The organism is Chryseobacterium aquifrigidense (assembly GCF_006716485.1).
In the GTDB taxonomy this organism is placed as follows: Bacteria; Bacteroidota; Bacteroidia; order Flavobacteriales; family Weeksellaceae; genus Chryseobacterium; species Chryseobacterium vietnamense.
In genome coordinates this window covers 210018-231937 of the sequence record NZ_VFPD01000004.1, presented here as the reverse complement: position 1 = coordinate 231937, position 21920 = coordinate 210018, and the positions used below count along the sequence as shown (strand labels likewise).

17 protein-coding genes, 2 tRNA genes and 1 pseudogene are annotated in these 21920 nt (G+C 37.0%); 10 read left to right on the top strand and 10 right to left on the bottom strand.

Annotated features, from left to right (window positions below; genetic code table 11):
- Positions 1-236: 236 nt before the first annotated feature.
- The 7 genes and pseudogenes from FB551_RS21855 to FB551_RS21830 form a co-directional block, all read right to left on the bottom strand.
- Positions 237-310: transfer RNA gene (locus FB551_RS21855), tRNA-Asn, on the bottom strand.
- 135 nt (positions 311-445) lie between these two features.
- The gene (locus FB551_RS23685; RefSeq protein ID WP_374709955.1) at positions 446-874 is read right to left on the bottom strand and encodes an AAA family ATPase; all 429 of its coding nucleotides are present in this window, start codon (positions 872-874) and stop codon (positions 446-448) included.
- Between the two features lie 60 nt (positions 875-934).
- A pseudogene (locus FB551_RS23680) lies at positions 935-1111 on the bottom strand (AAA family ATPase); the annotation flags it as partial.
- Positions 1112-1231: 120 nt separating this feature from the next.
- On the bottom strand, positions 1232-4408 hold the full coding sequence (locus FB551_RS21845) for a S41 family peptidase (RefSeq protein ID WP_142018922.1): 3177 nt from the start codon (positions 4406-4408) through the stop codon (positions 1232-1234).
- Positions 4409-4706: 298 nt separating this feature from the next.
- Positions 4707-4780: transfer RNA gene (locus FB551_RS21840), tRNA-Asn, on the bottom strand.
- Positions 4781-4861: 81 nt separating this feature from the next.
- Positions 4862-6352, bottom strand: a complete 1491-nt coding sequence (gene rseP, locus FB551_RS21835; protein WP_142018921.1) for an RIP metalloprotease RseP — start codon at positions 6350-6352, stop codon at positions 4862-4864.
- Positions 6353-6457: 105 nt separating this feature from the next.
- The gene (locus FB551_RS21830; protein WP_047428734.1) at positions 6458-6898 is read right to left on the bottom strand and encodes a DUF6646 family protein; all 441 of its coding nucleotides are present in this window, start codon (positions 6896-6898) and stop codon (positions 6458-6460) included.
- Between the two features lie 222 nt (positions 6899-7120).
- Here FB551_RS21830 and FB551_RS21825 point away from each other — a divergent pair, with 222 nt between their 5' ends.
- Positions 7121-7873: a nitrilase-related carbon-nitrogen hydrolase gene (locus tag FB551_RS21825; RefSeq protein ID WP_142018920.1), complete on the top strand. Its 753-nt coding sequence runs from the start codon at positions 7121-7123 to the stop codon at positions 7871-7873.
- Positions 7874-7920: 47 nt separating this feature from the next.
- Here the strand turns inward: FB551_RS21825 and FB551_RS21820 are convergent, their stop codons facing one another.
- Genes FB551_RS21820 through FB551_RS21810 form a run of 3 tightly spaced genes read right to left on the bottom strand, consistent with a single transcriptional unit; the run spans position 7921 to position 10024 of the window.
- Positions 7921-8220, bottom strand: a complete 300-nt coding sequence (locus tag FB551_RS21820; protein ID WP_047428738.1) for a thioredoxin family protein — start codon at positions 8218-8220, stop codon at positions 7921-7923.
- 12 nt (positions 8221-8232) lie between these two features.
- A complete protein-coding gene (locus FB551_RS21815; protein ID WP_142018919.1) occupies positions 8233-8610 on the bottom strand; it encodes a rhodanese-like domain-containing protein in 378 nt (125 codons plus the stop codon).
- A 4-nt stretch (positions 8611-8614) separates the two neighbouring features.
- Positions 8615-10024, bottom strand: a complete 1410-nt coding sequence (locus FB551_RS21810; protein WP_142018918.1) for an MBL fold metallo-hydrolase — start codon at positions 10022-10024, stop codon at positions 8615-8617.
- A gap of 347 nt (positions 10025-10371) precedes the next feature.
- On the opposite strand from FB551_RS21810, the gene FB551_RS21805 reads away from it, so the two are divergent.
- The 9 genes from FB551_RS21805 (at position 10372) to FB551_RS21765 (ending at position 21919) form a co-directional block, all read left to right on the top strand.
- Positions 10372-11898, top strand: coding sequence for a helicase HerA-like domain-containing protein (locus FB551_RS21805; protein ID WP_142018917.1), 1527 nt, complete (start codon positions 10372-10374; stop codon positions 11896-11898).
- 151 nt (positions 11899-12049) lie between these two features.
- Positions 12050-13273 (top strand): 3'-5' exonuclease, encoded by a 1224-nt coding sequence (locus tag FB551_RS21800; protein ID WP_142018916.1) that lies wholly within the window; start codon positions 12050-12052, stop codon positions 13271-13273.
- Between the two features lie 261 nt (positions 13274-13534).
- Positions 13535-14737, top strand: a complete 1203-nt coding sequence (lysA, locus tag FB551_RS21795; RefSeq protein WP_185097530.1) for a diaminopimelate decarboxylase — start codon at positions 13535-13537, stop codon at positions 14735-14737.
- Between the two features lie 248 nt (positions 14738-14985).
- Positions 14986-16719 carry a thiamine pyrophosphate-dependent enzyme gene (locus FB551_RS21790; RefSeq protein WP_142018915.1) on the top strand — a complete coding sequence of 578 codons (1734 nt, stop codon included), beginning with the start codon at positions 14986-14988 and terminating at the stop codon, positions 16717-16719.
- A gap of 129 nt (positions 16720-16848) precedes the next feature.
- Positions 16849-17331 carry a hypothetical protein gene (locus tag FB551_RS21785; RefSeq protein WP_226798760.1) on the top strand — a complete coding sequence of 161 codons (483 nt, stop codon included), beginning with the start codon at positions 16849-16851 and terminating at the stop codon, positions 17329-17331.
- Positions 17332-17348: 17 nt separating this feature from the next.
- Positions 17349-18074: an energy transducer TonB gene (locus FB551_RS21780; RefSeq protein WP_142018914.1), complete on the top strand. Its 726-nt coding sequence runs from the start codon at positions 17349-17351 to the stop codon at positions 18072-18074.
- A gap of 83 nt (positions 18075-18157) precedes the next feature.
- Entirely contained in the window at positions 18158-19594 is a 1437-nt protein-coding gene (gene miaB / locus FB551_RS21775) for a tRNA (N6-isopentenyl adenosine(37)-C2)-methylthiotransferase MiaB (protein WP_142018913.1), read from the top strand.
- Positions 19595-19795: 201 nt separating this feature from the next.
- Positions 19796-20593: a tetratricopeptide repeat protein gene (locus FB551_RS21770; protein WP_142018912.1), complete on the top strand. Its 798-nt coding sequence runs from the start codon at positions 19796-19798 to the stop codon at positions 20591-20593.
- 36 nt (positions 20594-20629) lie between these two features.
- A complete protein-coding gene (locus tag FB551_RS21765; RefSeq protein WP_142018911.1) occupies positions 20630-21919 on the top strand; it encodes a sigma-54 interaction domain-containing protein in 1290 nt (429 codons plus the stop codon).
- Position 21920 lies beyond the last annotated feature (1 nt).

Here is a 21920-nt window from a genome sequence, read left to right as displayed (position 1 = left end):
GTTTATTTAAAAAATAGGTAAAAAAGTAAAATATTTTTATTCTATCCTATAAAACGACAAAAGTAGCGAAAATAATATATGTATAGGTGAAAAATTAACCGGGAAATTTCAATGCTTAAAATATAATAATCAAAGGATTAAAATAAAGATTAAGATCTTACGTATAAGGAGTATTTTGATGCTGTTACGAAGGATAATTAAATAAAAAAAGACTTACATTTCTGTAAGTCTTTTTGCTCCTCCTGCTGGGCTCGAACCAGCGACCCTCTGATTAACAGTCAGATGCTCTAACCAACTGAGCTAAGGAGGAATTTCCTTTGTTTTAAGTGGTGCAAATATAATATGAATATCCATACCAAGCAAGTTTTATCCTTTGTTATTGACGATTTTTCACTAAATGTATTGAATTTCAATAAGAAATATTTCTTGAGATTTTTATTTAAACTTAGATGTCTTCGAATAAATGTTTAAAATACCGTTCCGGAGATTCCAGGAAATTTTTTGTTAGCTGGTAATGCTCTGTTTCTTTATAATGCACTTTTTGAATTTTATCATCAAGAAGATAAATTTCTGAGGTTGGATAACTCATCAGTATTGGTGAGTGGCTTGAAATTATAAACTGAGCTTTTCCGGTTTTTTCTAATTTATGAATAATAGATAATAGAGAAAGTTGTCTCTGTGGTGATAAAGCGGCTTCCGGCTCGTCAAGAATATAAATGCCATGCTGGAAATGGTTATGGAACAGGGATAAAAAAGCTTCGCCATGAGACTGTTGGTGTAAAGATTTTCCACCGTAGGCTTCCAGAACCCTTTGATCTTCTTTAGCCACATCATCAATATAGGTAGCAAAGTTGAAAAAACTTTCAGCTCTCATAAAAAAGCCCTGAGAAGTCTTATGATGCCAGGAAAGAGTAAGATATTCTGACAACGCAGATTCTGTTTTATGAAAGTCGTAATTGTGATTACGGTTTCCACCAGCCACATTGAAGTCGCATTTGTCTGCAATGGCTTCAAGCAGGGTGGATTTTCCAATTCCATTTTCGCCCACGAAAAATGTAACATTGCTTTTCAGTCTTATATTTAAGCCGTTGCGTAAAAATGGAAGGCTGAAAGGAAAATTTTTTGGGTGATTGTCATTTAAATAAATCTTTGATAGATAAGGCATTTTGCTTGATAGAATTAGTTATCCTATCAAGCAAAATTTGTGCAAAAAATTATAATATTTTTGACCTTATTTCTTTAAATCTTTAAGTATTTCCTGAACAGCTCTTTCCAACTGTGGATCATTGTTCTGAAGACGGTCCATAAAGGTGTTTTTAACATAAATGTCTGGTTTTACGCCTGTTTTTTCCAGATTTTGTCCGTCCAATGTGTAAGTTCCCCATGCAGGAAGTCTGTAAGAAGATCCGTCTACCAGTCCTTTGGCTGAAGTGAAAATAATCCATCGATACGTATCCTGACCGATAATTTTACCGAGCTTTAATGCTTTGAATCCAGCTGCAGTCATCTCAGCGTCGCTTAATGATGCTTCGTTAATCAAAAGAACAATAGGTTTTCGGGAAGGCGCAAAGTTGGGTTGGGTTGTTATCTTTCCTTCACGGTATTTCCATTGTAAATAAGGTCTCTGAGAAAGGAAATTCAATACCTTGTCATGAACATTTCCACCTGTGTTGTAGCGTAAGTCCAGAATAACAGCATCTTTTCTGTTTTCCTGTTCTACCATGTCTAGAAGGAAGCGGTCCAGCTCATCAGTAGACATGTTTTTCATGCAGGAGTAGGCAATACGGTTGTTGCTGAGCTTGTCTACACGCTGATGATTATTGTAGATCCAGTCATCATAAAGCAATCCTTTTAATTCTCCATTGGAAATCGGATGTACTTTGGTTGTTATAGTTTTACCATCGCGGTTAAAAGTAAGAACAAGTTCATCCTGTTTTTTAGGACTTGTGAAATAAGTTTCGATATTTTCGTTCAGATCTATTTTTTTTCCATTTACAGAGATCAGCTGGTCTCCAGGTTTGATATCAACTCCCGAACGGTAAGCCGGAGATTTTCTCACAATGCTTTCTACTGTGTAAGGATGGTCTTTTTTGAAGATAATTCCGGTTTCGTTGGTGAAATAGTTCAGGAACATTGTCTCTTCTTTTCCGGTAGAAGAAAACCCTGTGTGTGAAGAATTAAGCTCTCCTAAAAGATCGTTCAGTAAAATTCGCAGATCATTTCTGTTATGCACATAGGGAAGGTACTTTGCATACTGCTCCTTTTTCGCTTTCCAATCGATACCATGGAATTTTTCGTCGTAGAAGTTTTCCTCTACGCCCGTCCATGCTTCAGCATACATCTGAGTAAATTCTGATGCCAGATCTTTATCAAAGCTGTACTGGATGTTTATTTTTTCAGGTTTTAATGCCGCTAACGTTGTTTTATAAATGTTACCTTCTATCAGGGCAAATAGGTTTTTCTCATTTTTGGTTAAGTAATAAGCTGCTTTATCAAAGACTTTTTCAGATTTTGCAGGTTCAAAATCTGTGAACACTTTTTTGTAAAGCTGTCTTTTTCCATTATCCTGATTAGAGTTGAATAACAAGATCTCCTTTTTATCATCAGTGAAAACAGCAGGATCATCCTGATATCCATATCGGTCGGTAACCAGCTCAATCCTGTCCAGGGTGTCATCAGGATTTACTTTCAATTCTTTGATTACCGGTTCTTTTTCTTCCTTTTTTTCTTTATTTTTCTCTTCTTCTTTTTTATCCTTCTTATCTTTCTCTTTATCAGGCGATTTTTCCTCCTTCTTTTCTTCAGTGAAGAGATTGTCGAATTTTTCGGATTTAAAAGGTTCGTCAAACCAGTCGAGAGCCATACGGTAAATGTTAGATTTCTGCATGCCTAAAGGGTAAGACGGATTGGTTCTGTCACTGGCAAAATAAATATACTTACCGTTTGGAGACCATACGGGATCTTCCTCTGAAACTCCTGTGTTGGTAAGGTTTAAAGTCTGTGCTTTTTTAATATTATAGATAAAAATATCAAGCTCAAAGTTTCTTTTTGCGGAGAATAATACATATTCGTCATTGGGAGAAAAAGATGGTCTTGAGTTTTGGAATGCCCAGATTTCATCTTTGACGATGGTGGTGGATTTGAAACTTTTTAGATCCAATAATCTTACTTCATCCCTTCCGCTTAAGTAAACAGCTTTTGAAAGATCACTATTGAAGGTGATGCTGCGGTTATTGCGTAAATCTTCTGTTAATTGTTTTGGCTGGCCTTTGCCGTCTGCCTGAATCGTGAACCAGTTTTGATAGCCGTTATACGTTTGGCTGTAAAGCAAAGTGCGGTTGTCTTTCAGCCACTTAACTTCCATAGCATGTTCTTTTCCGTCAGAGACCTGCTGGGCAAATTTCCCTTCAATATCAGAAACGAATATAATCCCACGGCTTATGAACGCCATTTTTTTACCGTCCGGAGATACGTCATAATAGGAAATGTTATTTTCAACATTGAAGTTCTGGGCTTTTTCCAGGGTTTTGTTGGTGTTCAGACTGATATTGAGTGGAGTGGTCTTTTTTGAGGCAACATCGTAAGTATAAAGCTGGTAGTCCCTTTCAAAAATAACTTTAGATCCGTCCGCTGAAACAAACGGTTTTTTAATAGAAGTATCAAATTCCGTTAAAGCAGTTTTTTTACCATTTTCAAGCTTATAAAGATTGTATTCTCCGTTATTTTCATCAGAAATAAAGTAAATAATACCATTTTTATCTACACTTGGGTTGAAGTCTTTTCCTTCATAGTTAGTGTACTGTTTGAAAGAATTATTTTTTGGATTGTATCCGAGAATATCGGGATTATTTTCTCCCTTATAGCGCTTACGCTGTACCTGGTGAGCACTTTCTGAAGAACTTGTGAAAAGATATTCCCCGGCAGGTGTTTCTACGAGGCCGTTAGTATTGTTAAAATAATTATTGAAAAGCTTTTGTGGCGTTTTTCCTTCAATTGTAGTTGTAAAACTGCCGAAATTATTATTTCTGTTGGAAGTAAAATAGATTGTTTTACTGTCCCACGCCCAGCTTTCCATTTCATCTCTTCCGGTATGGAAGGTTAATTGCCTGATCGTTCCACCTCCTGCAGGCATTACATACACATCGTAATTTCCATATTGGTTTGAACTGAATGCAAGCCATTTTCCATCCGGAGAAAGACGGGGGTTGATCTCTTCTCCATCCAGTGCGGTAATTCGTGAAGCGTTTCCACCATTGGAGTCTGCTTTCCAGATATCGCCATCGTAAGCAAAATAAGCTGTTTTCCCATCAGGACTTAATGATGGACTTGATAAAAAATAAGACTTTTCCTGTGCCGAAATCCCTATAATAGAAAATGCTGTTAATAACGAAATAATACTTTTCTTCATGGTCAATTGGTTATTTATGCAATACTGTATATTGGTTTTATTACTCTTTGTCTTGGTAGAGGAGTATCCATTTGCTGAGAACTTTAGCAATTTGAATAACTCTAAAAAAGAATAGTCGAATGATTACGGAAATCGTTACATGAAAAATAGCTGAAAAGGTGGATAATATTCAGTGAAGCAGATCGATACTTCATAAAAGTTAATATAAGTTACCGATATGTGTCTTTTCTAGGCTAGATATGTACAATTGTTCAGATTAAAGCACAAAAAAAGACTTACATTTCTGTAAGTCTTCTTGCTCCTCCTGCTGGGCTCGAACCAGCGACCCTCTGATTAACAGTCAGATGCTCTAACCAACTGAGCTAAGGAGGAATGTCCTTTGTTTTAAGTGGTGCAAATATAGGACGAATATTTATACCCTACAAATATTTTTAAGAAAATTTTTCAAAAAAATTATAATTTCCCTGTAAATACCTTAAAGATGTCGCTTCCAAAGATCAGTAACATCAATCCTAACAGGAAGATAACTCCAATCATCTGTGCGTTTTCCAAAACTTTCTGAGGGACTGGTTTTCCTACAATAATTTCATATAAAGTAAATAAAACGTGTCCACCGTCAAGTCCCGGAATAGGAATAAGGTTCAGGAATGCCAGCCATACAGAGAACATTGCTGTAAAGCTCCAGAAAGCAACCCAGTTGATTTTAAAGCTTCCGTCTGCATCTTTATCCACAGGCATATTTTTTACAATAGCAATAGGACCTCCAACGTTCTTATAACCCTGAACTTTAGAGTTGAACATAATTTTGAACTGCTTAACCTGAGTAGTTAATGCTTCAATAGTTCTTGTAAATCCTCTTGGAATAGCTTCTCCAAAAGAATATTTTTTATTCGTTACAATATCTTTTGCAATACCTTTTGTATCAATGGCGATACCTAACTTTCCGTTTTTGTCAACAGAAACAGCTGGTAAAGTTTGTAAAGCTCCATTTCTCTCAACATCTACAGTAATCGTTTTACCTTTGTTTTCGCTTAAAAGAGTACTTACTTCATCAAAAAATGCTGCTTTCTTACCATTGATACCTACAATTTTATCTCCTTTTGCAAGACCGGATGCCTGAGATGAAGGAGTAGCTAATGAATCAACAACCATAGAAACTCTTGGAGTGATGTATAGTTTTGCTTCTCTCTGCTTAAGAACATCTGCTACACCGTCAGCATTCACCGGGAAAGTAACTTCCTGTCCGTTTCTGTTTACCGTAACATTGTCTCCTAAAAGAATATTGATTGAAGTGTTTTCAAGTCTTTCCGCTGGTTTTCCGTCTACAGTGATGATTTTGTCACCATTCTGGAATCCCATTTTCTTTCCGGCTGAAGTAGCTTCAATACCGTTCTTGAATTTTGTGATATCCGTATAGGTTTCTCCGTTGAAGAATGAAAGGGAGCTGTAGATTAACCATGCAAGGAAAAAGTTAACCGTAACTCCTCCCAGCATAATGATCAGTCTCTGCCAGGCAGGTTTTGATCTGAACTCCCAAGGTTCGGCCGGTTTTTTCATTTGGGCAGTATCCATACTTTCGTCTACCATTCCTGCAATCTTCACATATCCTCCGAAAGGAAGCCAGCCAATTCCGTATTTTGTCTGTTCAGGATGTTTTCTCCAGTCATTGTCCGGAAGTTTTGATATATCGATAGGAACTTCTTCCTTCTTTCCGTTCACCTCTATTACTTCAGAATCAGGAAGGTTCTTTGATAAAAATTTATACTGCCATTTTCCGTTGATTTTCTTCATGGAGAATATGGAGAAGTAAGGATCAAAAAACAGGAAAAACTTCTCTGCTCTGGTCTTAAACCATATTGCCGGTAAGAAATGCCCAAGCTCATGAAGAAGCACAAGTATAGAGATGCTCAGAATGAACTGAAAAAGTTTAATTGCTATTTCCATTAATAAATTTTAGATTTTAATTTGCAAAGGTAACAATTATCAAAACTATGCCAAATAAAAAAGCTCCCCGAAACGAGAAGCTTTGTCATATTTAAAGACGATAAGCTATAAATTGAAAGAAACTCCAAGGCTGCCATTATTACCTACCTCTGCAAAGACTCCGATTTTTTCTGTGAAGAAATATCGGGCTCCGATGTGAGCTCCCACTCCAAAGTCTCTACCAAGAACTCCAAGGTCTACTCCAGGGTAGATATCCCATTTGGAAGGAAGATTTAATGCTTCCTGCAAGTGAAAGTTCAGTCTCCCGAAAACAAAAACACGATTATCCTTATCGTTGTTTTTATAATTATCGAAGTAGCCATTAATCCCGGCTCCTACTGAAATAAGTTTGTTAAGTCCATAGTCGTAAGTTCCCGTGATCCCGGTTCCGTAGCCCCAGGCACTCAGCCCCAGTTGTATTTTCTGATCTCCTTTTCCTGTCCAGGCCTGAGCATTAGCCATAGCCCCAAAAAAGAAGATCGCCACCATAAAAAACAATTTCTTCATAAATTTTTAATTTTTAAGGATAATGATAAAAAAATATCTCTATCAAAAATGAAACCGAAAGGATATGAGTAGCATAAAAATGGTTGACTTTAATATATTATTAAGAAATAGATGCTGTCTTTGTATGAAAAACCATCTTTTCAGCTATTTAATTCTCCTTTTGTAATTATAAAAACTGTATTTTTATATTTCATATTTGAAATAATTTAAAAAGAATAAAAGATGAAAGTTGTTGGGCTTAATTTAGATATCATCTGGAAAAATAAAACTGAGAATTTCGCACGTATAGAAAGCGAACTGCTGAATGTGGAAGCAGATCTGTTTCTTCTTCCCGAAATGTTTTCAACAGGCTTCTGTATGGATGCTTCAGAAGTTGCAGATAGAAATAATGAATCACTGGAGTTTTTGAAAAAGATATCTAAAGAGAAAAAAGCAGCATTCTGCGGAAGTGCCCCGGTTGAACAAAACGGAAACTTCTACAACAGAATGTATTTTGTAAAGCCGGATGGTGAAATCTCTTTTTATGATAAAAGACATCTTTTCTCTTTTTCCGGAGAAGATAAAGTGTATACACCGGGAAAAGAAAGAGTAATTGTTGAATACAAAGGAATACGTTTCCTGCTCCAGGTGTGCTATGATCTTCGTTTTCCTGTTTTTGCACGAAATAATGATGATTATGATGCTGTTTTATATGTTGCCAACTGGCCAGAGAAAAGGGTAGGAGCATGGGAACACCTTTTAAAGGCCAGAGCTATTGAAAATTTATCTTTTGTATTTGGTTTAAACAGAATCGGGACTGATGGAAATGATCTGTTGTATCAGGAAAGCTCACACTGCTTCTTTGGGGATGGAAAAGAAATCTCTCAGAAACAGGGAAATCTTGTATCTGCAGAACTCTATCTGGAAGAATTGAACGATTTTAGAAAACATTTCCAGTTTTTAAATGACCGGGATCGTTTTTCTATTCAACTGTAAATAAAAATAAGGGCTGAAATTCATTGAATTTCAGCCCTTATTTTATCTTAGATATATTGTTGCAGAAGGTTCGTTAATGTATTCACGTCATGAACACCGCTTTCCTTCCATAGCATTTCCCCTTTTTTGAAAATGGCCAGTGTAGGAACTCCACGTACTCCATATTGAGCTGCCAGCGCGGGGTATTGATCTACGTCTACCTTTATAATTCTGGCTCCTTCGCCAATATTTTCCTTTACCGTATTTAATACCGAAGACTGCACTTTACAGGGCTGGCACCATGTTGCGAAAAAATCTATAAGGACAGGTCTTTCGGAATCAATAATTTCCTGAAATTTTTGTGACATATTTTGGTTGTATTAGTTTGCTTTTTTGTTTGTTTCGTCCTGGATTGCCTTTACATTCTTCCAGCTCGTCCCATCATAAGCTTCCACACCATTTTTCTTCAGAATTTCCATAGCCTGATCTGCCTGAATTCCTTTATTACAGAAAACAACAACTTTTTTAGCCTTCAGGGTTTCTACATTGTTTTGAATCTCTGCCAATGGAATATTGATGGCATTTTTTGCCGTTCCTGCAGCATACTGTTCCGGAATTCGGACATCTACCAATACTACATCAGAATTGTTGACGACATCTTTGATGTTAGCTGTAGGAACTGTAGTCCTATGATTTGTCTTACAGGCACTTAATGTAAATGCTAATGCTAAGAATAATCCGAAAAACTTAATTTTCATGATCTTACAGGGTCTTAGATTGACATACAAAATCTGTAGTTGGAAGTTTTTCCGTTTTTTTAATACCGTTAAAACCACCTTCTATTTCAGTAAAGTTTCTGATTCCGTGTGAGTTAAGAATGCTTGCTGCAATCATGCTTCTGTATCCGCCGGCACAATGAAGGAAGAAGTGTTCAGAATCATCAATGGTACGTGCCCAGTCGCTGATGGTATCCAACGGTTTGTTGTATGCATTGTCAATATGTTCTGCTGCATATTCAGTCAGCTTTCTTACATCAATTACAGTAGCTTCTTCTGTAAACTGCTCTGCAAATTCAGCCGGAGTAATTCTTTTGATCTCATCCGTTTCTTTTCCTGCATTTTTCCATGCTTCAAAGCTTCCCTTCAGGTATCCTATTACGTTGTCAAAACCCACTCTGCTCAGTCGCGTGATAACTTCTTCTTCAGTTCCTTCATCAGTAACTAATAATAATGGATGTTTTACATCTACAATAAGAGTTCCTACCCATGGGGCAAAATCTCCTTTCAGTCCTATATTGATAGAGTTTGGAACAAATCCTTTGTGGAAGTCTGCGGGGCCTCTTGTATCTAAAATTAATGCTCCTGTTTCTTCTGCCAAAGCTTCAAAGTCTTCAGCTTCAACAGGATGTAGTCCTTTATTCATTACCACATCAAGGCTTTCATAGCCGCCTTTGTTTAACGCGACATTCATTCCGAAATATTTCGGTGGAGCTGTTAAACCATCCAGAACTTCTCTGATGAAAGATTCTTTATCCGGTTGATTAAGAGCATAATTGGTCTTTTTTTGATTCCCCAGAATATCAACAGTTTCTTTCTGCATATTCTTTCCACAGGCAGAGCCAGCACCGTGAGCCGGATAAACAGTGATGCTGTCATCCAACGGCATGATTTTGTTCTGAAGACTATCATATAGAATTCCCGCCAGGTCTTCCTGAGTAAGGTTAGTAGCCTTTTGTGCCAGGTCTGGTCTTCCCACATCTCCTAAAAATAGCGTGTCACCTGTAAAAATAGCAGTCTCCGCACCATTTTCGTCTATTAAAAGATACGTGCTGCTTTCCATGGTGTGTCCCGGAGTATGCATTACCTTTATCTTCACTTTCCCGATTTCAAAAATCTGATTATCTTCAGCAATAATAGCTTCAAATTCCGGAGCAGCAGTAGGTCCGTATACAATCGGCGCACCTGTCTTCTTACTTAAATCCAAATGTCCCGATACGAAATCAGCATGGAAGTGAGTTTCAAAAATATATTTTAAAGTGACATTATCTTTTTCCAGACGATCCAGATAAGGTTTTACTTCTCTTAAAGGATCAATAATGATTGCTTCATTCTCTGATACAATATAATAGGCACCCTGAGCCAGACAGCCCGTATATATTTGTTCAATTTTCATTGGGGTCTTTTTTTAATGAGTTAAAGATACGAAGTATTAGATCAATTCTAAATGAAATGTTAAATCCCATTGATAGTTTCTTTCAATACTTTGCTAAACATACGTTTAGTATTTGTTGTTTTTTTAGCAAAAAGAATGCCTTACATAAGAATAAAAGGCAAATGCTGTTTTATATCATGTTTAGTTTTTATAACCTTTCCGGTATTTAAAAAAATTAATAATCGTGGTTTAAAATTTGATTATCCAAGAACAAATTTATTTTTAAAAGGAACAGATAGAAGTTCTTCAGAAAATATCTTACATATTTTACAAAAAATTTTATATTTATAAGTTAAAAAAGCGACCAAATGGCAGACAAAACACAATTTATTGAAGAACTGAATACGAGATACACTCCAAAAGGAGAGCATATAATATTAGGAAAGGGAATGTTGGATGGAGAAGTAGTGACAGAGGTTAATGTAACAATTCCCCTGAAAACAATTAACCGCCATGGTCTTATCGCCGGAGCTACCGGAACCGGCAAGACAAAAACATTACAGGTATTTGCAGAACAGCTTTCTCACGCAGGAATTCCATCTTTGGTTCTGGACATTAAAGGAGATTTCTCCGGAATTGCAGAAGCGGGACAAATGAATTCTATTATTGAAGAAAGGTATGCCAAGACACAGCTTCCTTATAACCCGCAAGGCTTTCCGGTGGAATTAATGAGTATTTCCGGCGGAAAAGGAGTGAAACTGAGGGCTACTGTTACAGAATTCGGGCCTGTTTTATTAAGCAAAATCCTTGAATTGAATGATACGCAGCAAAGCATCATGTCTATTGTCTTCAAATACTGTGATGATAAAGGACTTCCATTGATCGACCTTAACGATCTGAAAAAAGTACTGCAGTATGTAACAGATAATGCACAGGGGAAAGCAGAACTTGCAGCCAATTACGGATCCATTGCGTCAGCCTCTCTCGGAGCGATTTTAAGATCTATTGTTGCCCTGGAGCAACAGGGAGCAGCTGGATTTTTCGGAGAATTAAGTTTTGACGTTCATGACTTGCTGGAAACAAGAGATGGAAAAGGAGTTGTCAATATTCTCAGAGTAGCGGATATTCAGAATAAGCCACAGCTTTTCTCAACGTTTATGCTTTCGCTTTTTGCTGAAATTTATATGACATTTCCTGAAGAAGGAGATAGTGGAAAACCAAAGCTAGTCCTTTTTATAGATGAAGCCCACTTGATTTTTGATGAAGCATCCAAGGCCCTTCTTTCACAAATCGAAACCATGGTAAAACTCATCCGTTCCAAAGGAGTCGGGATTTATTTTATTACCCAGATTCCTGGGGATGTCCCTGAAAATGTACTTTCTCAGTTAGGATTGAAAATACAGCACGCATTGAGAGGCTTTACGGCAAAAGATAAAAAAGAAATTACCAAAGCGGTTGAAAATTATCCAACCACAGAATATTACAATGCGTCCAGCCTGATTCAGAATCTTGGAATCGGGGAAGCATTTGTTACGGCACTTGATGAAAAAGGGATTCCTACACCATTAGTCCATACATACCTGATTTCTCCGGAATCAAGAATGGATGTTCTGAATGAAGCAGAAATCTCTGACCTTACATCCAGATCAGCAATGGTAGCAAAATATGAGCAGGCATTAGACAGAGAATCTGCTTACGAAATGCTGACCACCAGAATGGAACAGGCAGCCCAAAACCCTGCGCCAACACAAAAGACAAAACCGGTAAAGGAAGAACCCGGAATGTTTGAACAGGTATTACAGAGTAAAGCCGGCCGTACTTTTACCTCTACATTAATGAGGGAAGGAGCAAAAGCTATTCTCGGAATGTTCGGACTGGGAGGCAGAAGAAGATAATTTGGAAGCTAACCTGCTGTATTTTGATATATTTTTTGTTATTTTAGCAGGTTATCTTTACTTAACGGTAAAAATAGAGCCGTATTTTATTGGGGAATAAAAGACAGGTTTTAAATATTAAAAACAGAAAAACAGCAGTTAACACACATTCATGTATTCAATAATAGATATAGAAAGTAATGGTGCAGGTTATAGAAATGAATGCATTATAGATATCGCCATTTACAGATATGACGGTCAGAAAATCACAGACCAGTTTATATCGCTGGTAAACCCTGAAGGTGATATTACTCCTTTTGTACAAAAGCTGACCAGTATTACCCCCAAGATGGTCAAAACAGCTCCGAAATTTCATGAAATTGCCAAGAGAGTAATCGAAATTACTCAAAACACAACCTTGGTAGGTCATAATATTGATTTTGATTACAGGATGCTTCGCCAGTCTTTCAAAAGACTTGGTTATGATTTTAAAACCAATACTTTAGATACAATTCCGTTAGCTAAAAAATTGATTCCTGATGAAGTAAGTTATTCGTTGGGAAAACTGGTAAAATCACTGGGCATTCCTTTGACTAACCACCATAGGGCGGAAGGTGATGCAAGAGCTACATTAGAACTTTTCAAACTTCTGATTTCAAAAGATACCGAAAATGAGATCATTCAGAAACAACATGACGAGTCTAATGCAAAAACGTATATCAACAAGATCAAAGAGCTAACCCAGGATCTTCCTAATGATAAAGGATTTGTGTACTTTCAGGATGAAGCGGGACGTATTATGTTTTCCGATTATGTTCAGGATATCAACAAATTTTCCAAAAAGGTTTTCAATTCCAAATCAAAAAAATGGGAACAGATCCAGAAAGATGTTGAACAGATTAATTTTGAGCTTACCGGAACAGATATTATTGCCAAACTGATCCTGAATTCCAAGAATATAAAAAAGAAGGAAGTTTTACCTTTCGGATTGTATTTCAGGAATAATAAATATGTGGTTGAAAAAAATAAACTCAATAAAACTGAGAAGCCGGTCCTGAAATTCAGATCATTTACCCAGGGTACAAAAGCGGTTCAGTTTATAGGTTCTCATGAAGAATTTAAAGATTTTTCTGCACTGAAACAGAAGGTCGAATTCAGAAAAAGAAATGAGCTTTGGCTGGGTCCTGGAAGAAAATTAGGCGAAAAGCTGTTTTTAATCATAGAAAACGGGAAAGTGGTTTCCTTTGGTTTTTATGAACTGTTTACGCAGATTCAGACACTCAGTAAGCTGGCTAAACTGAAGATTGATCTTCCGCTGTCTTCCACAGATCTGAATAACGAATTGCAACTGGCTTTGCTTCGCGGGGATTTCGAGACGTTGCCATTACCGAAGTAATAGAGTGTCTACACTTTACAGATTGTATTCTGAAGAGGATACAATTAAATCAAGTTTCTTGAAATAGAAAAATAAATAGTATTTTTGCAAAAATTAAATAGAAGCAATGCAAAATTTTAAACAAAATAAAACTGGAAAAAAGGGAGCTGTAAAGTTCTCTAAGGTTTGGAATATTTAAAAGAGTTGTCTTGCATAAAAAATAATCAATGTGGCAGGCTCTTTTTTATAAGAATCTGCCTTTTTTTATGTTAAAATGAAATTATGAATTCAAAAGAATTATTAAAGATTGCCAATGAGTTTGGCACACCAGTGTATGTTTATGATGCTGAATCCATCAAAGTTCAATACGAAAAACTGACTTCTTCATTTTTAAAACATACTAAGTTCTTCTACGCAGCGAAGGCTTTGACCAATATCAATATTCTTAAGTATGTCAAGAATCTGGGTGCATCTCTGGATTGTGTATCTATTAACGAAGTTAAGCTAGGTTTAAAGGCAGGATTTTCGAAGGAAAAGATATTATTTACACCCAACTGTGTTGACCTTGCCGAAATAGAAGAAGCAATGACTTTCGGAGTTCATATTAACATTGATAACATTTCTATCCTTGAGCAATTCGGAAATAAATACGGAAATACTTATCCGATTTTAGTAAGAATCAACCCACATATTTTTGCCGGTGGTAACTATAAGATTTCAACAGGGCATATCGACAGTAAATTCGGAATTTCTATCCATCAGGTTCGTCACATTGAAAGAGTGATGAAAAGCACGAACCTGAATGTGGAAGGGCTTCACATGCATACAGGAAGCGAAATAAAAGATCCGGATGTATTCCTTCAGGCTTTGGAGATTATGCTGGAACTTTCCGAGCATTTCCCGAACCTGAAATATCTGGATATGGGAAGCGGATTCAAAATCCCTTATCAGGACAGTGAAGAAGAGACTGATGTAAGAACATTAGGTAAAAAAGTAGAAAAAGTAATTTCTGAATTTTCAAAATCTACAGGAAAAAAATTCGAGCTATGGTTTGAGCCTGGAAAATTCTTAGTAGGAAAAAGCGGCTATTTATTGGTGAAAGCTAATGTGATCAAACAGACAACAGCAACTGTTTTTGTTGGAGTCAATTCGGGATTTAATCACCTTATCCGTCCTATGTTCTACGATTCTTACCATCTGATTGAAAACCTTTCCAATCCAAAAGGAGCAGAAAGGATTTATACGGTAGTAGGAAATATCTGCGAAACAGACACATTTGCCTGGGACAGAAAACTGAATGAAGTAAGAGAAGGAGATATCCTTGCCTTCCATAATGCGGGAGCTTATGGTTTTGAAATGAGTTCAAACTTCAATTCAAGATTAAAGCCTGCTGAAGTACTATACTTAGATGGAAAAGCTCATTTGATCCGTAAAAGAGATGAGTTCGAAGATTTATTGAGAAATCAGATTGAAATAGTAATGTAAAATCTGAAAAATATGATATAAACAGCCGCCTTTTGGGTGGCTGTTTTTTTTCTGGTGAGCTAAACCTCACGGGTTTTCAAAACCCGTGAGGTTTCAATAGAAAAAGAATTCAAAATAAATTACAAGTTTTTAACATCGGGTTAGGGATGGAGTCTCAACTTTATTAGCTAAATTTGATAGAAGTATGGATTTACGTCCGTTACAATTCTCATTTTTTCATACAAAACAACCACCAAAACAGACTAATTATGGCGAAAAACATAGCAGAGCAAATTGTTGAAATGCTCGAAAATGCCAATGTGAAAAGAATTTATGCAGTAACCGGCGACAGTCTTAATCACCTGAATATTGCTGTCAAAAAAAGCAGTATCCAATGGATTCATGTAAGACATGAAGAAGTAGGAGCTTATGCTGCTGCTGCAGAGGCAGAGCTTGATGGATTGGCTGTATGTGCCGGAAGCTGTGGTCCAGGGCATGTTCATCTGATCAATGGAGTGTATGAAGCCCATCGCTCTCATGTTCCCATGCTGGTCATTGCGTCCACAATCCCAAGTGATGAAATGGGAATGGATTATTTTCAGGAAACCAATACGATAAAGCTATTTGATGACTGCAGCTACTATAATCAGATGATTACAAGACCTGAACAGGTACAGAGAACCGTACAAACTGCTATTCAGCATGCGATCTCCAAAAAAGGAGTAGCGGTGATAGGTCTTCCCGGAGATGTTTCCGAATTAGATGCTGAGGAAGGCTCTACTTCCACTCAAATATTTAAAACCAATCCTGTCATAAGACCTTCGGATAGCGAGTTGAAAAGCTTGTCAACCCTTATAAACAATAGTAAAAAGATAACCCTGTACTGTGGTATAGGTGCGGCTGAAGCCCGCGCTGAGGTAGTTGCTTTGTCTAAGCTGTTAAAAGCACCTGTGGGATATTCATTTCGGGGGAAAATGGCTATCCAGCCCAATAATCCAAATGAAATAGGACTTACAGGGCTCTTAGGATTTCCTTCAGCTTATCATGCCATGCACGAAGCTGATCTCGTAATTCTTTTAGGGACAGATTTTCCTTATCAGAAATTCATGCCAGTAAAAAATAAGATAGTGCAGATTGATGAAAGCCCTGAAAGATTAGGAAGAAGAGCCAAGCTGGAGTTGGGTCTTGCAGGAGATGTCAAAGAAACCATTAAAGCATTGCTTCCTTTATTGGAAGAAAAAGCGGATGTCCACTTTCTGAATGAACAGCTTGCGTTTTACGATAAAGTAAAAGAAAGCCAGTTGGAGTATGTAAAGGATTTTGGAAAAGAGAACGCTATTCAGCCGGAATATGTAGCACACACTTTGGATAAGCTTGCCGAAAATGATGCTATTTTTACTGTAGACACAGGAATGTGCTGCGTCTGGGGAGCCCGTTTTATTACGGGAACGGGTGAAAGGAAAATGCTGGGTTCATTTAACCATGGTTCTATGGCGAATGCAATGCCAATGGCTATTGGAGCGGCTTTAGCTCATCCTGAAAAACAGGTTATTGCGATGTGCGGAGACGGAGGATTATCTATGTTGTTGGGAGATATGGCTACTATTTTTCAGTATAAACTTCCAGTAAAATTAATTGTTTTTAATAACAGAACTCTAGGAATGGTAAAGCTTGAAATGGAAGTTGGCGGAATGCCGGATAATGAAACAGATATGCTCAACCCTGATTTTGCCCTGGTAGCACATGCCATGGGCTATCCCGGGAAAAATGTGCACCTTCCCGAAGAAGTGGAAAGTGCTATCAGGGAATGTCTGGATCACGATGGACCTTATCTGCTGAATATTTTTACCAATCCCAATGCACTGGCTCTTCCTCCGAAGATTGAATTTGATCAGATCATGGGAATGACCAAATCTATGGCTCAATTGATGCTTGGAGGTAAAATGGATGAGGTTTTTGAAACGGTAAAGACCAATTATAAACACATCAAAGGCCTGCTATAAGAAGAAATAAATGATTGAAAAGTTATCTGAAATTCAGAATCTATATGTAAAACTTCATGCTTTGCGTGAAGTTTTTCTTTTTTATAAATGTGCTAAATATTTACCTTTGCTTATTATTAGTAAACAATTATGAGAACAGTACTTTTATTTTTGGCTTTGTGCACAGTGAATTTTTCCTTTGCACAGGATCAGGAAGAACGTGATGATTCTTTTATCAGGGAGAGCAATAAAAATGTTCTGAAAATAGATATCAAAGAACCTTTTATGCAGGTGGCTGTAAAATGTAATGATTTTAAACCTGCAGCTTATGAAGGAGGTGTAGCAGCCTACAAAGATATCCTGAACAAATATATTTATGCCTATCTGAATTCCGATTTCTATGCTTTGACGGGAGATTTTACATTTACCTTGATGCTTGATGAAAAAGGAAAAGTAGTTGATGTAAAAGGAATGCCTAAAGTGACCAATAGCGAAGTTTTTTTTGATGATATGCAGTACGTCGTAAGAAGAATAAAGAAAAGCTGGATTCCGGCATCTTGTAGTGGAAAGCCAGTAGCATCACAGATTAAAGTTAAAATGAACTTCTCTTCAATGTCTGCTGATATTGATTAAATAATTTAAACACAATAATGAAAAAGACTTTTATTATGTTTTTTCTGGCTTTTGTATCTCTGTATAAAGCGCAGATACTTGATGAATATCCGGAGAAACAAACCTTTTATGAAGGCGGAATGGTTAATTTTTACAAAGATGTCCATGAGTTTCTTATTAATAGTAAATTGAAGGAATGTGATGATAAAGAAATTTATCAACCTAGAATTATCATCACCGAAAAATCTGAAGTTAAATTTATTAAAGATCAGGATACTGCTAATATTGCAAGGAACAAATGTGCATATGATCTTTCCAGAGAAGTTCTTAAGAATCTTAAAAAATGGAAGCCGGCTGAAGCAAAAGGTTGGAAAATTGGAGCCATTACTGAGTTTATTTTATATCCAAAAGATGTAATGAGCAATTATCAGCCTGGTTATGATGCCAATAAATTTGTAGCGCATACCAAATACCCTGAAGGATCGAAAGCTTTTCATACCTTATTTCATGATAATTTTATGACGATTTTTTCAGATTATCAGCTTAACGGGAAAGTAAATCTGGAGTTTTATATCAGTAAAGACGGGCATATTACCAATCCCAGAATTTATCCTGAAGTTGATAATAAAAATTTCAATATTGATTTTATGCGAACTCTTGCAAGGATGAAAAAGATCTGGATACCAGCTTTTTATAAAGATATTCCTATTGTTGAGAGGATTTCATTTCCGGTACAGTTTTCAATAACATTTACTGAAAGATAATCCTGACATTCTGTCACAATATTTTGTATCTTTGCAAACTTATTCGTTCGTAATTTAAAACTACGGACTTTAAATCGATTATCGTGCAGGAAAAATATATAGACGAAACAAAACAGGGCGAAGCTTTTGCTATTGCAGAAAGACCGGAGAACTCTAAAAAACTGTTTTTAGAAAGCTATGGCTGTCAGATGAACTTCTCTGACTCTGAAATTGTTGCATCAATTCTCAATGAACAGGGCTATAATACAACCATGAAAGTTGAAGAAGCTGACCTGATTCTTTTAAATACATGTTCCATCCGTGAAAAAGCAGAACAAACCGTAAGAATGCGTCTTTCTCAGTTTAAAAATCTGAAAAAAGAAAGACCGAATATGACGGTAGGAGTACTGGGATGTATGGCGGAGAGATTGAAAACCAAATTCTTAGAAGAAGAACAATTAGTAGACCTTGTTGTAGGTCCGGATGCCTATAGAGACCTGCCGAATCTTTTAAAAGAAACCGATGACGGAAGAGATGCTATCAATGTAATTCTTTCCAAGGAAGAGACTTACGCAGATATTAATCCTGTTCGTTTAGGAGGAAACGGTGTTACCGCATTTGTCACCATTACCAGAGGTTGTGATAACATGTGTACATTCTGTGTAGTTCCTTTTACCAGAGGGAGAGAAAGAAGCCGTGATCCACACTCTATTATTGAAGAATGTAAAGATCTTGCCAATAACGGATATAAAGAAATTACCCTTTTAGGCCAAAATGTAGACTCTTACCTTTGGTATGGAGGTGGTCCTAAAAAAGATTTTGCCAAAGCTTCTGAAATGCAGAAAGCAACCGCTGTTAATTTTGCTCAATTGCTTGATTTAGTGGCTAAAGCCGTTCCGGAGCTTAGAATCAGATTCTCTACCTCAAATCCGCAGGATATGAGCCTGGATGTATTCAGAATGATGGCGAAACACGACAATATCTGTAAATACGTACACCTTCCTGTACAGAGCGGAAGCAACAATATGCTTGAAGCAATGAACAGACAGCATACCCGTGAAGAATATCTTGATCTGATCAGAAAAGCGAAGGAAATTGTTCCTGAAGTTGCATTTTCTCAGGATATGATCGTTGGATTCTGTAATGAAACAGAAAAAGATCACCAGGATACTTTAAGCCTGATGAGAGAAGTAGAGTATGACTACGGTTATATGTTTGCGTACTCAGAAAGACCGGGAACACCAGCTCACAAAAAAATGGAAGATAATATTCCGGCTGATGTGAAACAGAGACGTCTTGCTGAGGTTATTGCGCTTCAAGGTGAGCTTTCCAGCCAAAGAATGAAATCTTATGTAGGAAGAGTGCATGAGGTGCTGATTGAAGGGATTTCCAAGAAGAATAAAAACCAATGGAAAGGAAGAAACTCTCAGAATGCTGTATGTGTCTTCGATAAACTGGAAGGACAGAAAATAGGTGACATTGTGAACGTTTTCGTGTATGACAATACGCAAGGCACACTTTTAGGGAGAACAGTAGAATAAAATTAAGTTACCATCACTAAAAAACTTAAAAAAAGAAAATATATATTCTTAAAAAAGATCAACGGACATATTACCGTAAGATTTTAGTAAATTGTGAAGGAAAGACAGTACTGTTCAGATTATGGTATATAATCCCGGATCTGAAAGAGATAAAAGGTTTAAAAGTAGATTATTATCAGTATTTAACCTATAAAATTGAAAATGGAAAAGTTTCAGAGGTATTACCTTAGCTTTTTGTTACTTATCGTTTACACCAATACTATTGCACAGGTCAACTGTAATGCAGTAGAGGGTGAGAACTGCAAAAAAGCGTGTGAGTTATACAACTGGGCTTCAGATTTACAAGGTTTCGCAGAATCTCAGGAAGGTTTCGATAAAGCCATTGAATTGTGCCCCGATTTCTCCCATGCTTATATGGAAAAAGCAGTTCCATATCTTAAAAACGGAGATTTCATAACCTGGAAGATTCTAATTGATAAAGCAGTTGCCTTAGATCCTAAAATGCATCTTGGCTACAGAGGCTGGACAAAGTTTCAGTTCTTGAGAGACTATAAAGGTGCCATTCAGGATTTAGAAGGATTAAAAAAATACTACACCGGAGATTTGGGAAGATCTCAAAACGGAGACTATAATCTGGATGTAGTGAGAGCTATGTCCTACAGTACTTTAGGACAGAAAGAAAAAGCGGCTGGGATTATAGAAAGGCTTCTGGCTACCAGAGGTTATGTGAAGGGAATGTTCGATCATTATCAGCTTGGGGTTACCTATTTTGAGCTGGGAAGATATGACAAGGCCCTGGAAAATTTTGAAAAACAAAGCAAAGAATACAACTTTGCCGAGAATATATACTTTAAAAGTAAAGTTTCTAAGATCAGAAACAAAGATTATTTGGATTTAAAAATGTTAGCCCTGCAAACGTATGATGAAGGAAAGACTATGAAAGATGTCTATACTCATCACTTTAACAAAGTCTACAGACAACAGATTGAAGCGCTGTAGAAGATTAACATTAAATCAATAATCAAAAATTTACTTATGAGCAACGAGCTACAAAACATAAAAAACCGTTTCGGAATTATCGGAAACTTTCCCGCACTCAATCGTGCCCTGGAAAAATCTATTCAGGTGGCCCCTACAGATATTTCTGTACTGGTGATTGGAGAAAGTGGAGTAGGAAAAGAATTTATTCCGAAAATCATTCATTCAGAATCCAGAAGAAAACATCAGCCTTATATTGTGGTAAACTGTGGAGCAATTCCGGAAGGAACCATAGACTCTGAGCTGTTCGGGCACGAAAAAGGAGCTTTTACAGGAGCCACCGCTACCAGAAAAGGATATTTTGAAGTAGCAGACGGCGGAACCATCTTTCTGGATGAGGTAGGAGAACTTCCTCTACAGACCCAGGTTCGTCTTTTAAGAGTGCTGGAAAGTGGTGAATTTATGAAAGTGGGTTCGTCACAGGTACAGAAAACCAATGTGAGAATTGTGGCAGCTACCAACGTTAATATGATGAAAGCTATCCATGATGGAAGATTCCGTGAGGATTTGTATTACCGTTTGAATACCGTTCAGATTGATATGCCGCCTTTGAGAGAAAGAAAAGGAGATATCCATTTGCTATTCAGAAAATTTGCCATAGACTTTGCGGAAAAATACAGAATGCCGGAACTGGAACTGGAGCAGAGTGCTGTTCATTACATAGAAAGTTATTCCTTCCCGGGGAACGTCCGCCAGCTAAGAAATTTAGTAGAGCAGATGACCGTTGTGGAAAGGAACAGAAATATCACTGCTGAGAAACTTGCTGAGTATATTCCTATGGAAACCCATCTTCCGATGGTGGTAAATACTCCAAGCACCCCTAAGCAGAGCGACTTCGGAAGTGAAAGGGAAATCATGTATAAAATTCTGTTCGATATGAGGAATGATATTAATGATTTAAAATCCTTAACTTCGGAATTAATCAAGAACAGAGGAACAGCAGATCTGAGCAACCATGAGAAAAACCTGATTAACAGAATTTATACTTCTGATAGTCAGCCGCAAGTGAATTCCGGGTCAATGTTATATTTTGAAAATAATAATGATACGCCTGCTGTTCAGACTCCCACGATTATCTCAACTCCTGACGACAGCTATGAAGATATTGAAGATATCGAAATTGAAGAAAACAGACCAGAATCCCTTTCTCTTCAAAATAACGAAAAAGATTTGATTATCAAAGCTTTGGAGAAGCATAAAGGACGTAGGAACAGAGCGGCAGATGAGCTGGGAATCTCACAAAGAACTTTATACAGAAAAATAAAACAATATAACCTGGAAGATTAGC